16 protein-coding genes are annotated in these 15644 nt (G+C 35.8%); 6 read left to right on the top strand and 10 right to left on the bottom strand.

What is annotated here, in order from left to right:
• From dnaE to ACOYLP_RS06145, 3 genes are all read right to left on the bottom strand, one after another.
• On the bottom strand, positions 1-4423 hold a 4423-nt coding region (gene dnaE / locus ACOYLP_RS06155; RefSeq protein ID WP_422855300.1), incomplete at its 3' end, for a DNA polymerase III subunit alpha.
• A gap of 156 nt (positions 4424-4579) precedes the next feature.
• Positions 4580-4918 carry an RNA recognition motif domain-containing protein gene (locus ACOYLP_RS06150; protein ID WP_422855299.1) on the bottom strand — a complete coding sequence of 113 codons (339 nt, stop codon included), beginning with the start codon at positions 4916-4918 and terminating at the stop codon, positions 4580-4582.
• Positions 4919-5052: 134 nt separating this feature from the next.
• The gene (locus ACOYLP_RS06145; RefSeq protein ID WP_422855298.1) at positions 5053-5760 is read right to left on the bottom strand and encodes a DUF6252 family protein; all 708 of its coding nucleotides are present in this window, start codon (positions 5758-5760) and stop codon (positions 5053-5055) included.
• Between the two features lie 201 nt (positions 5761-5961).
• Here ACOYLP_RS06145 and ACOYLP_RS06140 point away from each other — a divergent pair, with 201 nt between their 5' ends.
• The 6 genes from ACOYLP_RS06140 (at position 5962) to ACOYLP_RS06115 (ending at position 10930) form a co-directional block, all read left to right on the top strand.
• Positions 5962-6618 (top strand): 30S ribosomal protein S16, encoded by a 657-nt coding sequence (locus ACOYLP_RS06140; protein ID WP_422855297.1) that lies wholly within the window; start codon positions 5962-5964, stop codon positions 6616-6618.
• 14 nt (positions 6619-6632) lie between these two features.
• Positions 6633-7157, top strand: a complete 525-nt coding sequence (gene rimM, locus ACOYLP_RS06135) for a ribosome maturation factor RimM (RefSeq protein WP_422855296.1) — start codon at positions 6633-6635, stop codon at positions 7155-7157.
• A 138-nt stretch (positions 7158-7295) separates the two neighbouring features.
• Positions 7296-7958: a tRNA1(Val) (adenine(37)-N6)-methyltransferase gene (locus tag ACOYLP_RS06130; protein ID WP_422855303.1), complete on the top strand. Its 663-nt coding sequence runs from the start codon at positions 7296-7298 to the stop codon at positions 7956-7958.
• Positions 7959-8056: 98 nt separating this feature from the next.
• Positions 8057-8776 (top strand): hypothetical protein, encoded by a 720-nt coding sequence (locus ACOYLP_RS06125; protein ID WP_422855295.1) that lies wholly within the window; start codon positions 8057-8059, stop codon positions 8774-8776.
• Between the two features lie 106 nt (positions 8777-8882).
• Positions 8883-10061, top strand: coding sequence for an acyl-CoA dehydrogenase family protein (locus ACOYLP_RS06120; RefSeq protein ID WP_422855294.1), 1179 nt, complete (start codon positions 8883-8885; stop codon positions 10059-10061).
• 83 nt (positions 10062-10144) lie between these two features.
• Positions 10145-10930 (top strand): DUF3050 domain-containing protein, encoded by a 786-nt coding sequence (locus tag ACOYLP_RS06115; RefSeq protein WP_422855302.1) that lies wholly within the window; start codon positions 10145-10147, stop codon positions 10928-10930.
• A gap of 43 nt (positions 10931-10973) precedes the next feature.
• Here ACOYLP_RS06115 and ACOYLP_RS06110 read toward each other — a convergent pair whose 3' ends face one another.
• The 7 genes from ACOYLP_RS06110 to trmB form a co-directional block, all read right to left on the bottom strand.
• A complete protein-coding gene (locus ACOYLP_RS06110) occupies positions 10974-11306 on the bottom strand; it encodes a ferredoxin (RefSeq protein ID WP_422855293.1) in 333 nt (110 codons plus the stop codon).
• Entirely contained in the window at positions 11307-12359 is a 1053-nt protein-coding gene (locus tag ACOYLP_RS06105; protein WP_422855292.1) for an NAD(P)/FAD-dependent oxidoreductase, read from the bottom strand.
• Positions 12360-12448: 89 nt separating this feature from the next.
• A complete protein-coding gene (locus tag ACOYLP_RS06100) occupies positions 12449-12688 on the bottom strand; it encodes a NifU family protein (protein WP_422855291.1) in 240 nt (79 codons plus the stop codon).
• A gap of 1 nt (position 12689) precedes the next feature.
• On the bottom strand, positions 12690-13850 hold the full coding sequence (locus tag ACOYLP_RS06095; protein WP_422855290.1) for a P-loop NTPase: 1161 nt from the start codon (positions 13848-13850) through the stop codon (positions 12690-12692).
• Between the two features lie 137 nt (positions 13851-13987).
• Positions 13988-14314 (bottom strand): MGMT family protein, encoded by a 327-nt coding sequence (locus ACOYLP_RS06090; protein WP_422855301.1) that lies wholly within the window; start codon positions 14312-14314, stop codon positions 13988-13990.
• Positions 14311-14937 (bottom strand): lysine transporter LysE, encoded by a 627-nt coding sequence (locus tag ACOYLP_RS06085; RefSeq protein ID WP_422855289.1) that lies wholly within the window; start codon positions 14935-14937, stop codon positions 14311-14313. The genes ACOYLP_RS06090 and ACOYLP_RS06085 overlap by 4 nt, the downstream gene beginning before the upstream one ends.
• The gene (gene trmB, locus ACOYLP_RS06080) at positions 14938-15612 is read right to left on the bottom strand and encodes a tRNA (guanosine(46)-N7)-methyltransferase TrmB (RefSeq protein WP_422855288.1); all 675 of its coding nucleotides are present in this window, start codon (positions 15610-15612) and stop codon (positions 14938-14940) included.
• Positions 15613-15644 lie beyond the last annotated feature (32 nt).

The following is a 15644-nucleotide window of genomic DNA, read 5'->3' as shown; positions in this document are numbered from 1 at the left end:
CAATAACCGGAATTTCAATCTCAATTTCATCCGGATTTTCCGGTTCAAAATTTTCATGATCAACAGCGATAATTTTCGGAACGAGTTCGGGAATTATTTTTGTTTTATCAAACTCAACGATTTCAAAAGTTACAGTATTATCTCCTTTATTAGACTGGAAAACAGCATTTAATCGCTCAATAGTATTTTTGTGCAATTCATTAATATCCATTTGAATACTAAGTTTTTTAGCAAAATGGGGCAACACATCCTGCAATTGTTTTGCATCTGTAAATTGTATTCTGGGCTCTGATTTTTTTCCGCTTTCGCGATTTACATAACCGTCTTTTATAGTAATCTTAAAATAAACAAACTGGTTGTTAACCAAAAAATGTCGGTACTTCAAATAATCTTCGTCAAATATCCGTAACTCCTGGCTTTCATCATAACCTTCTAGTGTAAACATTGCCCAATCTTTTCCGTTTTTGGCAGTTCTGTATTGAACATTAGTAACAATCCCGGCAAATGTTAGTGTCTTGCCAATAAAATTTCCGAGATTTTTTAAATTTTCCAGTTTACTGTTACAGAAATACTTCATTTCAAAGCGGTAATCATCCAATGGATGACCAGAAATATAAATCCCAACCACTTCTTTTTCTTTGGCTAACTTTTCCATAGTGCTCCATTCTTCACATGGCGGAACAATAGGTTCTGCAATTTGAACATCGCTGCTCTCACCAAACAAACTTACCTGAGATGAATTTTCATTCTCCTGAAATTTAGAACCATAGCGAACCGCTTTTTCAAGAAACGTAATTCCTTCTCCTTCAATATGAAAATATTGTGCGCGATGCGTGTTTTGAAAACAATCAAATCCTCCGGCCAATGCTAAACTTTCAAAAGCCTTTTTGTTGGCAGCACGCAAATCAATTTTTTTGGCTAAATCAAATATCGATTTATACGACTCGTCTTTTCTGTTTTGTACAATTGTATCTACGGCATTCGCTCCAACGCCTTTAATGGCGCCCATTCCAAAACGTACGGCATAGTTATCATTTACCGTAAATTTATAAAACGACTCGTTGACATCTGGCCCAAGAACTTGCAATCCCATTCGCTTGCATTCTTCCATAAAGAATGAAATTTGCTTAATGTCACTCATGTTATTAGATAAAACTGCCGCCATATATTCTGCTGGATAATTGGCTTTTAAATAGGCTGTTTGGTAGGCAATCCAAGCATAGCAAGTGGAGTGCGATTTGTTGAAAGCATACTCGGCAAAGGCTTCCCAGTCTTTCCATATTTTTTCTAATTTGTCGGCGGAATGGCCTTTTGCTTCTGCTTGTGAAATGAATTTTGGTTTCATTTTATCCAAAACATCTTTCTGTTTTTTCCCCATTGCTTTACGAAGAACATCCGCATCTCCTTTTGAGAAATCGGCTAATTTTTGCGACAAAAGCATTACCTGCTCTTGGTAGACTGTAATTCCATAGGTTTCTTTAAGCAATTCTTCGCAGGCTTCAATATCATAAGTGATTTCTTCTTCACCATTTTTACGCTTTATAAAACTCGGGATGTAAGCAATTGGTCCAGGACGATAAAGCGCATTCATTGCAATCAAATCTCCAAAAACTGTTGGTTTCAATTCCTTTAAATATTTCTGCATCCCGGCACTTTCATACTGAAATATTCCAACCGTTTCACCTCGTTGAAAAAGTTCAAAAGTCTTTATATCATCTATAGGAAATTCATCCGGATTTAAATCTTTTCCTGTTCTGTATTTTACAAGTTTTACGGTATCTTTTATAAGAGTTAGGGTTTTCAAACCCAAAAAATCCATCTTTAATAATCCGGCGCTTTCAACTACTGAGTTGTCAAATTGGGTAACATACAAATCCGAATCTTTAGCAGTTGCCACAGGAACAAAATTGGTAATATCGCTTGGCGTAATGATTACACCACAAGCGTGAATTCCGGTATTTCTTAGATTTCCTTCCAGAAATTTTGCCTGATTTATAGTATCCGCACATAAATTCCCTTCTTTGGAAAGCGAAACTAATTCTTTCACTCTATCGAATTCTTCGGGGCGTAATGCTTTTTTTATAGTGGCTTCGTCTTCTGATAAAAGTCGGGCTAAATTCCATTTTGAAGGCATTAGTCCCGGAATTAATTTGGCCACTTTATCAGCTTCAAATAGAGGCAAATCCATAACTCTTGCCGTGTCACGAATACTCGATTTGGTCGCCATTGTTCCATAAGTAATGATTTGCGCTACTTGTTTAGAACCGTATTTCTGAATTACATAATCCATTACTTTACTTCGGCCTTCGTCATCAAAATCGATATCAATATCCGGAAGTGAAACCCTATCCGGATTTAGGAAACGCTCAAAAAGCAGATTGTATAGCAACGGATCGATATTGGTAATTCCGAGGCAATAAGCCACAACAGAACCCGCAGCAGAACCACGACCGGGACCAACAGAAACACCCATTCTTCTCGCTTCAGCGATGAAATCCTGAACGATTAGAAAGTAACCAGGATAACCGGAATTTTCTATTGTAAGTAATTCAAAATCGATACGTTCTTTGATTTGCTTCGCCCGTTCGCTATTGCTCGGGTCATCTGTAATTTCTGGATATCTCCTTTTTGCACCTTCATAAGTTAAGTGATGCAAGTAGTTATTTTCACCACGTTTGCCTTTATCCACTTCGTCTTCTGGATCTAAAAACTCATTTGGAATCTCAAATTTTGGCAATAAAACTTCTCTTGATAAATCGTAGATTTCAATTTTATTGACGATTTCTTCAGTAGTATTAATCGCTTCTGGCAAATCATGAAAAAGCTTTTTCATAGCTTCTGTAGATTTGAAATAATACTCCTGGTTGTTCAATCCGTAACGATAACCACGTCCGCGACCAATTGGTGTAGATTGTTTTTCACCATCACGAACGCACAATAAAATATCATGGGCATTCGCATCTTCTTTATTGATATAAAAAACGTTGTTGGTGGCAACAGTTTTTATTTGGTGCTTTTTTGATAATGAAATCAATGAGGTATTCACCCGATTTTCATCTACCTGATTATGGCGCATTAATTCGAGATAAAAATCATCTCCGAATTCCTGTTTCCACCAAAGCAAAGCTTCTTCCGCTTGGTTTTCGCCTATATTTAAAATTTTACTTGGAATTTCTCCATATAAATTTCCAGACAACACTATGATGTCTTCTTTGTATTGCTGAATAGCTTTTCTATCGATTCTTGGCACGTAATAAAATCCTTCAGTATAAGCAATAGAGGATAATTTTGCCAAATTGTGGTATCCTCTTTTGGTTTTGGCTAAGAAAACAATTTGATAACCATTGTCTTTTCGGGTCTTGTCACTCAAATCATCACAAACATAAAATTCGCAACCAACAATAGGTTTGATTATCGTTTCTGTTGGAGTCGCTCCTGCTTCTTCGGCTTGTTTGTTTTTGAGTTGTGCCGATTTATTCTGGTATAAAATATCGCGAACAAAATGAAAGGCGCCCATCAAATTGGCATGATCAGTCATTGCAACCGCAGGCATTTTATTGGCAACAGCCGCTTTTACTAAATCGGCTACACTAATTGTTGATTGCAACACTGAGAATTGCGTATGATTGTGCAAGTGAACAAAATCGACATTGGCTAAATTGTGATGAACTTGTTTCTCCTCATGAGTTGGCGTTGCAACTTCTTCTTGCTGACTAAATTGCTTTCTTATCTCTTCCGAAGCTTCTTTCAGATTGATATGCTTCAATCCAATGAGTTGAATTTCCTGTGGGTTTTTTTCTTTGAATTTTTCAAAATAATCAGCAGGAACGTCTAATTCTTCTTTGGTAAAAACTTGTCTATTAATTAACTCTAAAAAACAGCGAGTCGTTGCTTCAACATCTGCAGTCGCATTGTGTGCTTCTGAAAATGGAACTCCGAAAAGATATTGATGTAACTCGGTTAAGGTTGGCAATTTGAATTTGCCACCACGACCACCAGGTAATTTTAGAAGTGAGGCAGTAACTTCGGTGCAAGTATCTAAAACCGGCATTGAACTCAGAGAAGATTGCATTCCCATTCGATGAAATTCGCAACCCATAATATTGACATCAAAGCCAACATTTTGTCCGACAATAAATTTTGATTTCGATAGAGCGATGTTAAATTTTTCTAAAACTTCGTTTAATCCTATCCCCTGCGCTTCTGCTAATTCGGTAGAAATTCCGTGAATCCGCTCGGCATCAAATGGAATATTAAAGCCTTCCGGTTTCACTAAATAATCCTGATGTTCCATAAGATTTCCGAAATCATCGTGCAACTGCCAAGCAATCTGAATGCATCTTGGCCAATTATCAGTATCAGTAATTGGCGCCGACCAATTTCTTGGCAAACCAGTTGTTTCGGTATCAAAAATTAAATACATGCAAGCAAGGGATTAGGCAAAAGGCATTAGCCAAAAGCTATGGTTATGATAAAAACAAAAATACATTTTAGCCTTCAGAAAACGAATTTTAGTTATCAACAAAAAACAAAAAACCATCTCAAATGAGATGGTTTTAGTATTTATTTTAGAGTATAACTAGTATCTTCCTCTGTCTCCTCCACCGCGAGAGTTTCCTCCACCACTATAACCACCACCTGAGCGGTTGTTGTTAAATGATTTTCTTTCTCCTTCCGGTTTTGGTTCCGATTTATTAACTACGATAGTACGCCCTTCTACTGTTGCACCGTTTAATTCGTCAATAGCTTTTTGAGCTTCATCATCATTAGACATTTCAACAAAACCAAATCCTTTACTTCTTCCAGTAAATTTATCAGTAATAATTTTAACAGAGTCAACTGTCCCATAAGCCTCAAAAGACTCTCTTAAATCTGCTTCGTCAATACTGAACGGAAGACTTCCAACAAAAATATTCATATTATTTATTTAAAAATTCGATAACAAATGTAGTTTAAATAAATCGCAAACCGTTATTAATTTAGACTTTATTATTTAATTAACAAAAAAACCATCCGAAGATGGTCCTATTTAATTTGTTTTCACAATTATACTTATGGGTAAATAGGTATTTTATAAAATTCACCGTACTGGAAATTCAAAATTGGTCTACTAGGATCACCATTGGAATTGGCTGCATTAAATTTAAATTTACCTGAAATCGTGAAATTCACATTGTCATATTCTGTGATTTTAATTTCACCATTACTGTTTTGAACATTTGAAATTACGATTTTGCAATTAACATTTCCGCCAGCAACAGTAATTAAATCTCCTGCCATGTAGCCACTACCAAGAGACGAAACAGTCACACTGGTAACAACTCCTGAAGCATTGGCAACAACATTTACCGTTAATCCGCTACCTGTTCCGCCAGTTGTTGCAACAGAAGTTCCGCTACTGTATCCCGTTCCGCCATTAAACAAACTTACACTTCCTGTTGGACCAGGCACTGCAATTGTAGCATATTCTGATAGGATATCATTAAAGTTCGAAGAATAGGTTGCCGAATTATTAATATTGGTTGTTCCTAAAACATAGGTTCCAACATTAGCGCTAGTGGTATTTAAAGTAATTATCTCATATTGAGTAAGTGCTTCAATTCTTAATTTACCTGTTGCATCAACATAAGCTCTTGCATCATTTGCTCTCCAAAAGACATCATCTTTTAACCCTTGAAAACCAGGATTGTTAAATTTCACATCTTCCTGGCATGAAGAAAAAGCCAAAGCTATAATAAATAGGTACAAAAATCTTTTCATTTTTTAAATGTATTTGTTCACAAAAATAACTTTTTAAAGTAAAAACACTAACTAAAATTTAAAAAATTATTGTTAAAGTATGATGCGGAAGCCATTTAATTTTTAAAAAGATGTCATTCAATTAGTTTGTTTTCAAAAAAAAGTTATCTTTGCACCCTTAAAAATAACGAGGTCGTGTACCTCAAATTAATCAAAAAGATTATGTCAGTAAAAATTAGATTACAAAGACACGGTAAAAAACAAAAACCTTTTTACTGGATCGTAGCAGCAGATGCTAGATCAAAAAGAGATGGTAGATACCTTGAAAAATTAGGAACTTACAATCCAAACACCAATCCTGCCACTATTGATTTAAACCTTGACCAAGCGGTACAATGGTTACACAATGGAGCACAACCAACAGATACTGCAAGAGCTATCCTTTCTTACAAAGGTGCTTTAATGAAACATCACCTTGATGGCGGTGTTCGTAAAGGAGCTTTAACGCAAGAGCAAGCTGACGCTAAATTGGCTAAATGGTTGGAAGAAAAAGCCGGAAAAGTTAACATTAAAAAAGAAGGTTTATCAAAAGCGCAAGAAGCTGCTAAAGCAAAAGCTTTAAAAGCTGAAAAGGCTGCTAATGAAAAACGTGCTGCAGCCGCTGTTGAAGCTGCTAAAGTTGAGGAAGTTGCTGAAGAGGTTGCTGTTGAAGAGACAGAAGCTCCGGAAGCTGTAACTGAAGTTGCCAATGAAGAGTCTCCTGCTGAAATTGTTGCTGAAGAAGCTCCTGCTGATGAAGTTGCTGTTGAGGAAACTCCGGAAGTTGTTGCTGAAGAAGCTCCTGCTACTGAAGAGACTAGCGAGGAAACTGAAGCATAATACTTAAAGCAATTATGCGTAAAGAAGATTGTTTCTATTTAGGTAAAATTGCAAAAAAATTTAGTTTCAAAGGGGAAGTGCTTATCTATTTAGACACAGACGAACCCGAGTTATATGAAAATATGGAATCAGTATTTGTTGAGTTCAACAAAAATCTGGTTCCATTTTTTATTGAAAACAGTTCTCTGCACAAAAATGATTTTCTTCGCGTGCAATTTGAAGATGTTGACTCCGAAGAAGAAGCTGATTCTATTATAGGTTGCGAAGTTTATCTTCCGCTTAGCATGCTGCCAAAACTTGAAGGCAACAAATTTTATTTTCATGAAGTCATTGGATTTGAAATTGAAGATAAGCGTTTAGGTATTTTTGGAAAAATTGTTTCCATAAATGACACAACTGCTCAACCTTTGTTTGAAGTTCTGAATGGTGAGGTCGAAATGCTGATTCCAATGGTTGATCATTTCCTAGTAAAAATTGACCGAGAAAACAAAAAAGTCGTGATGGATTTACCGGAAGGACTTGTTGAAATGTATTTATAAATTTTTTTTGAACCATTAAGATAGTTAAAGTTCATTAATCCTTAATTTTCTTAATTTCTTAATGATTTAAATTTAAAAAATATTCTTTTGTCAACATTTCAATTCAAACAATTTAAAGTTAACCAAGACAGATGCGCGATGAAAATTGGTGCCGATAGCGTTTTACTTGGCGCCTGGTGCCCTATTGACAACAATCCTTTTTCGGTATTAGACATTGGTGCAGGAACTGGTATTTTATCTTTGATGTTAGCCCAAAGAAGCAATGCTTCGCAAATTGATGCGATTGAAATTGATGAAGATGCCTACGAACAATGTGTAGAAAATTTTGAAAGTTCACCTTGGTGCGACCGATTGTTTTGTTTTCATGCCGGTTTGGATGAATTTGTTGAAGAACCGGAAGACCAATATGACATCATTATTTCCAATCCCCCTTTCTATTCAGAAGATTATAAAACAGGAAACGAACAACGTGATTTAGCTCGTTTTCAAGAGGCGATGCCTTTTAAAGATTTAATAGAAACAGCCCATTTATTGCTATCGGAAAACGGAATATTCTCGGTAATTGTTCCTAATAAAGAGGAAGAAAAATTTATCAATTTGTGTGCTGAATTTGAGTTGTATCCTATAAAAGTTACTCGAGTAAAAGGAACGCCTACTAATGAAATAAAAAGAAGTTTATTGGCTTTCAAACGCTACGAACTATCTGTTTTAACTGCCGATGAGTTAATTATTGAAACTGCGCGTCACCAGTATACGGAAGACTACATCGAATTGACCAAAGATTTTTATCTGAAGATGTAAGTTGTACTTGCTGCATTTAAACTTTAACAAACTCTCACTGTTTTACTAAATGGAATTTCTTAACTTTAGTAACTGAAGTTTAACAAATTCAAATACCAATGGCAAAAATTATTTCCATCTTATTTTTATTGCTCTCTTGTACCAGCTTTTCGCAAAAAATTATTCACGGAAAAGTTTCCTATCAGGATAGTTATCAGAAAAGTGTAGACGTTATCAATTTTATTACAAAAAAAATCACCCAAACCAATCCTTTAGGCGAATTTGACATTGAAGCCAAAGTCGATGATGTTCTTGTCTTTATGTCTGAAAATTTTGCAGATCAGAAGTATACCCTGACAGCCAAAGACTTTGAAAAAGGCATGCTGTTAATTAAGCTAATTGAGAAACCTATTCCACTTAAAGAGGTGGAGATACGGCAGATTAAAGCTATAAAAATTGAAGCAACTTCCTATAATGGCGTAAAGATGGCAGAACTTGAAAAACAGCAATCAAACCCAGTAAATAAAGACATTTATACCGGAGAAATACCTTTAGGGATGGATTTTGTCCAGATAGGAAAAATGGTTGGAAAATTGTTTAAAAGTAATAATCCAAAGCCTAAATCTCCGGAAGAAAAGACGACCTTTAAGGATTACGCTAAAGCTAATTTTGAAGAATCCTTTTTTTCTAAAACACTGGAATTAAAAAATGAAGAAATTTCGGAATTCCTTAATTTTTGCGAGGCCAATCCGGAATCAAAAACGATAATTGAAAAAGATGAATTGGCTATTTTGGAATTTTTGCTCACCAATAAAACTGAATTTAAAAAATTAAAATAGAGGTTACTTCAATCTGAAAAGGCTTCTAAAAATTATAACAATTGTTGAACAAAATTTTAATTAAGATTATGTAGCTTTGCAAACGTTTTCTTAAAAGACATTAAAGATGAAACCAGATTTATTTCAAGCTCCCGATTATTATTTGCTAGATGATTTACTAACAGAGGAACATAAATTAGTTCGTGATTCTGCTCGTGCGTGGGTTAAACGCGAAGTTTCTCCCATTATAGAAGACTATGCTCAGCGTGCTGAATTTCCGAAACAAATCATTAGTGGTTTGGGGGAAATTGGCGGCTTTGGTCCTTACATCCCAGAAGAATATGGTGGTGCAGGTTTAGATCAAATTTCTTACGGCTTAATCATGCAGGAAATAGAAAGAGGCGACTCGGGTGTTCGTTCCACGTCATCAGTACAATCTTCCTTAGTAATGTATCCTATCTGGAAATTTGGAACAGAGGAGCAACGTCGCAAATACTTGCCAAAATTAGCCACCGGTGAATTCATGGGCTGTTTTGGCTTAACAGAGCCTGATCATGGTTCAAACCCAAGCGGCATGACAACCAACTTTAAAGATATGGGCGACCATTATTTGTTGAATGGTGCTAAAATGTGGATTTCAAATGCGCCATTTGCTGATATTGCTGTTGTTTGGGCAAAAAATGAAGAAGGTAGAATTCACGGTTTGATCGTAGAGCGTGGCATGGAAGGTTTTACAACTCCGGAAACACATAATAAATGGTCACTTCGTGCTTCTGCAACAGGGGAATTGATTTTTGACAACGTAAAAGTACCAAAAGAAAACCTGATGCCAGGAAAATCTGGATTAGGGGCACCTATGCAATGCTTGGATTCAGCTCGTTACGGAATTGCGTGGGGTGCAATTGGGGCTGCAATGGATTGTTATGACACCGCTTTGCGTTATGCCAAAGAAAGAATTCAGTTTGACAAACCTATTGCTGCTACGCAACTGCAACAAAAGAAATTAGCTGAGATGATTACGGAAATTACCAAAGCACAATTGTTGACTTGGAGGTTAGGTGTTTTGAGAAATGAAGGGAAAGCAACAACCGCTCAAATCTCGATGGCAAAAAGAAATAATGTTGATATGGCAATTCACATTGCCCGAGAAGCTCGTCAAATGTTAGGTGGAATGGGAATTACCGGAGAATATTCTATCATGCGTCACAGTATGAACTTGGAGTCGGTAATAACTTATGAAGGAACACACGATATTCATTTGTTGATAACCGGTGCTGATATTACCGGAATTCCGGCTTTTAAATAAGATTAAACAATAGATAAAAATTCTACAAAATGCTTCTCTTTTGTGTGAAGCATTTTTACATTTGGTCAACAATCAATATGTCTATGAAGATCGCAGAAATCAACTCTAAAATTAAGTATCAAAAAGAAAGCTTACTGAAGCACTCGCTTTACGATAAAGTAAAAACCATCGAAGACTTACATCAGTTTTTAGAATGTCATGTCTATGCCGTTTGGGATTTTATGTCATTGTTAAAAGCATTGCAAAGTAAATTAACGTGTACCACTACACCTTGGTTTGCTACCGAAAATACCCAGACTCGTTACTTAATTAACGAAATAGTATTAGCAGAAGAAAGTGATTTAACTATTGACGGGAGAAGATTAAGCCATTTTGAAATGTATATCGAAGCAATGCAAAGTTGTGGCGCACAGACTAATGGGTTAAATAATTTTTTACATCATGTTATTGAAACTAAAAACGTATTTATAGCTATTAAACAAAGTGATTTACATCCAAACATTAAAGATTTTTTAGATTTTACTTTCCGCATTATAGAAGAAGGAAAAATTCATAAAATTGCGGCAGCTTTTACCTTTGGAAGAGAAGATTTGATTCCGAATATGTTTACGGAGATTCTGAAAAACTTTCAACGAAATTTTCCTGAAACCGATTTGTCAAAATTGATTTATTATTTTGAGAGACACATCGAATTAGATGCCGATGAACATGGGCCAATGGCTATGCAAATGATTACTGAACTTTGCAAAGACGATGATCAAAAATGGAATGATGTTGAAGAAACTTCTATTTTGGCTCTTGAAAAAAGAAAGGGACTTTGGGATGCCATAGAAGAAAAAATTGAAGCTAATTTGGAGTTGGTAAATTAATTAATGTTGACTAACCAAAAACAAACAAGTTCATCAATTTCTTTTATTGCTCCGGTGCAATTTCTATTGCTAAGCCATCTATTTCTGCAGTAATTGGAATTTGACAACCAAGTCTGCTGTTCTCTTTTACATGATATGCTTCTAACAGCATAGCCTCTTCATCGTCGTTGCGTTTCGTTTTTAAAACATCGTTCAAAACATAACATTGGCAGGAAGCACACATTGCCATTCCACCACAAACACCAATAGTTCCCTCTTCGGCTAGTTCATACATCCGAATAAGCTCCATGAGGTTTAAATTCATGTCAGTTGGCGCCTGTACTTCATGCTTCGCACCTTTGCGATCAGTAATTATTATGGTAACGTCTTGTGACATTTATTCAATTGATTTTACTACGGCCTTCTCGGCTTCTTTTCTGGTACCGTCAAATCCATCAACTCCAGAAACGGTAGTATATTTCAATACATATTTTTTTCCTGGATTTATGCGTTGGTAAACACTTTGACACATTAAAGTCGCTTCGTGAAAACCACACAAAATTAGCTTTAATTTTCCTGGATAAGTGTTTACATCGCCAATAGCGTATATTCCAGGAATATTAGTTTGATAATCTAAAGAGTTATTGACTTTGATTGCATTTTTTTCGATTTCTAAACCCCAATTGGCAATGGCTCCTAGTTTCGGAGTTAGACCAAAAAGTGGAATGAAATAATCAGTTTTGATAGTTTCTTGATTGCCATCTTTGTTAATGGTAATGGCATTCAAATGCTCTTCTCCGTGAAGAGAAATGACTTCGGCAGGTGTTATAAGATTTACCAAGCCCATTTTTTTATATTCTTGCAGTTTTTCAACTGAGTCTAACGCCCCACGAAATTCATTTCTTCTGTGAATTAGAGTAACTTCTGAAGCAACATCTGCTAAAAAAATACTCCAATCTAAAGCTGAATCCCCACCGCCTGCTATGACAATTTTTTTATCCCTAAAAAGTTCCGGGTCTTTCACAAAATACTCTACCCCTTTTTCTTCATAGAAACTAATTCTGTCTATTTCGGGTTTTCTTGGTTCAAATGTTCCTAAACCACCAGCAATTGCTATGGCTTTGGCATGGTGTTTTGTTCCTTTATTTGTAGTAACTATAAATGTCCCGTCATCTAACTTGTCTATGGTTTCAGCAGTTTCGGATAGCGTAAAGCCTGGTTGAAACTGTTTGATTTGTTCCATTAAATTATTGACCAAATCACCGGCTAAAACATCTGGAAGCCCTGGAATATCGTAAATGGGTTTTTTAGGATAGAGTTCAGACAATTGCCCACCAGGTTGAGGCAAAGCATCTACAATATGACATTTTAATTTTAATAATCCTGCTTCAAAAACAGTAAAGAGTCCAGTTGGCCCGGCACCGATTATTAGTATATCTGTTTCAATCATTTTTTTTAGTTTACTACGTCCGTTTGACTTTGACTTGGAGACAGAGTTACAAAGTTGCAAAGTCTTAACTCTTGATTATTATCAAAAAACTAAGCAATATTTACAACCGTTTCTATTTGCGGTGCGTATTTTTTGATGGTTGTTTCAACGCCTGCTTTCATAGTACTCATGCTCAAACTACATGAGGTGCACGCTCCTTGAAGGCGCACTTTTACATGCTTTTCATCTTCAATGGAAACCAAACTGATATCACCGCCATCAGAGTTAAGAAAAGGTCTGATTTCGTTCAGTGCTTTTTCTATGTTTAATGTCAATTCTTCTGTTGTCATTTTATTTTCCTTTAACGGCCGAACATCCTGCCATAGTTGTTATTTTGATTGCTTCAGTTGGTGGTAAACTTTCGTTTCTGTTTACCGTTTCTTGAACTACGCTTCTTGTAATTTCTTCAAAGACCCTTTCAATTACAGATGCAGTTTGTAGGGCTGCTGGTCGACCATAATCTCCAGCTTCACGTATGCTTTGAACCAATGGAACTTCCCCTAAAAATGGCACTTGCAAATCGGCTGCCAGGTTTTTAGCGCCACCATTACCGAAGATATAATATTTGTTATTTGGAAGTTCTTCTGGCGTGAAATACGCCATGTTCTCTATGATTCCGAGTACTGGTACATTGATGCTATCTGATAAAAACATAGAAACTCCTTTTTTAGCATCTGCCAAAGCTACGGCCTGTGGTGTACTCACAACAACAGCGCCCGTAATTGGTAACGATTGCATAATGGACAAATGAATATCACCGGTACCTGGAGGTAAATCAATTAGCATGAAATCGAGTTGTCCCCAATCGGCATCAAAAATCATTTGGTTTAATGCTTTAGATGCCATTGGTCCACGCCAAATAACGGCCTGACTTGGTGCTGTAAAGAAACCGATAGACAGAATTTTTATTTCATAACTTTCTACTGGTTTCATTTTGGATTTCCCATCGACTTCAACCGAAATTGGTTTTTCGTTCTCAACATCAAACATAATCGGCATCGATGGCCCATAAATATCCGCATCAAGAACTCCCACTTTGAAACCCATTTTAGCTAGTGTTACAGCTAAATTTGCGGTAATGGTTGATTTTCCAACACCTCCTTTTCCAGAAGCAACTGCAATAATATTAGTAATTCCCGGAATAGCTTTTCCTTTAATTTGATTCGCTTGTTCGCTTCCGTTGGAGCCGTTAGGATTTGCTGGTGCTTCTACTTTGATATTCACTTTCACTACAACATCAGGAGAAAACTTTTCATGAATTAACTTTCTAATGTCATCTTCAGCACGTTTTTTTATGTGCATTGCGGGAGTTGCAATCAGTATATCTACGGTTACTTCATTGCCAAAAATCAGTACATTTTTTACCGCACCGCTTTCCACCATATTTTTTCCTTCGCCTGCAATGGTTATGGTTTCCAATGCTGAAAGAATTTCTTTTCTTTCTAATTTCATTTTTTTTTTGCTAACTGTTAAGAAGTTACAATCTTTTATTAAGACTGAATACAGATTGCAAAGATAATACGAAATGCATTGAAACTATTCTTAAAAAATCGAAAAAGTTTATTGAAATATAAAGGGAACTAGAAATTTTATTCTTGTATTTCAGGATGCCAAAAATGCTTTTCAAAATCAATAATTTGATTATTAACCACTTTTACTCCTTCATTCTCTAATAATTGCTGCATTAAATTAGTTCCGGCAAAATGATGCTTCCCCGAAAGCAATCCTTTTCTGTTGACTACTCTGTGAGCTGGAATGTCTTCCCTATTGTGAGAGGCATTCATAGCCCAGCCTACCATTCGGGCGGAACGCCCTGTCCCTAATGCTTTGGCAATAGCACCGTAAGAAGTAACTCTCCCTTCCGGAATTTGACGTGCTATTACGTAAACTCGTTCAAAAAAATTAGCTTCCATTATTTGTAAAGTAATTTTAATAAAGTCAACACAGCCATAAAAGTTGTCACCGAACCAATAAAGGTATTAATGTTTTGCATTAGAAATTCTGTTTTATTTTCAATTTTTTTAAAGGCAACTATGTAGATGTAAAGAACTGTAAACGAACCACTCATGACGCCAATTACAAATTCAGCAACCGGAATTTTGTCAAAACTAAAATAGCCTGAAGCTGCCAAAGTCATACTGGCAAAAACATAAAACGGAATAGGTAACAAATTCAATATAGACAACAACATTCCTAAAAAAAAACGGCTTGATTTTCCTTTTACTCTACTATCGGTTTTGATTTTCTTTGGCTTTTTGGCTATCCAAAAAAAATAAATACTTAATACGGAAAAAACAAAAATGCCGATTTTCTGGAGTGTGGAAACAATTTCCTGATGGTTGCTTATAAATCGGGCAAATAGTACCGCAATAAAAGTTTGAAAAAATATGATTACCGAAGCACCAAGAGCAAAACTTATTGCAATATTTTTACCTTCTTGTAAACTAATTTTTGCTGCCGTCATATTAATTAATCCGGGAGGAATAACCGCCAAAAAAGCAATAAAAAAACCTAAAACAAGTGGTAAATAAAACAACATCTATTTGATTTTGAAACGAATATACGTAATTGCTTTGTTGATTTCCAAATATTGATTTTCGTAAAATGTCTGGATCTGAGTCACTTCAATTGGAGCTCCTTCATTTTTATAGACATTATGGTTGGCATATAATACTTCATGTCCTTCACCATGCAATAATCCAAGAGTGTATCCATGCATGAATTCACTATCGGTTTTAAGATTTACGACACCGTTTGGTTTGAGAATTTTTTTGTATAACTGCAAGAATTCTGAATTAGTCATTCGGTGTTTAGTGCGTTTGTATTTGATTTGTGGGTCTGGGAAGGTAATCCAAATTTCATCTATTTCATTTTCGGCAAAAATAAAATTGATTAACTCAATTTGTGTGCGCACAAAAGCCACATTACTCATTCCTTCATCAACAGCTGTCTTAGCTCCACGCCAGAAACGCGCACCTTTTATGTCAATTCCGATAAAATTTTTATCAGGATAACGTTTGGCCAATCCAACAGAGTATTCGCCTTTACCACAGCCCAACTCAATTATTATTGGATTGTAATTTTTAAAAAAATCTGAATTCCATTTTCCTTTTAGTGGAAACTCACCACCCACCACTTCTTCTCTTGTTGGTTGAAAAACGTTATCAAAAGTTTCGTTTTCCTTAAACCGCTTTAATTTATTCTTACTTCCCACAAACTTAATTTTTTGCTAAAATTAAGAAAATA

The sequence above is a fragment of the Flavobacterium sp. genome, from assembly GCF_049318325.1.
Taxonomy (GTDB): Bacteria; Bacteroidota; Bacteroidia; order Flavobacteriales; family Flavobacteriaceae; genus Flavobacterium.
Note: the sequence above shows the minus strand (reverse complement) of the source record. Positions and strands in the feature narration are given on the sequence as shown.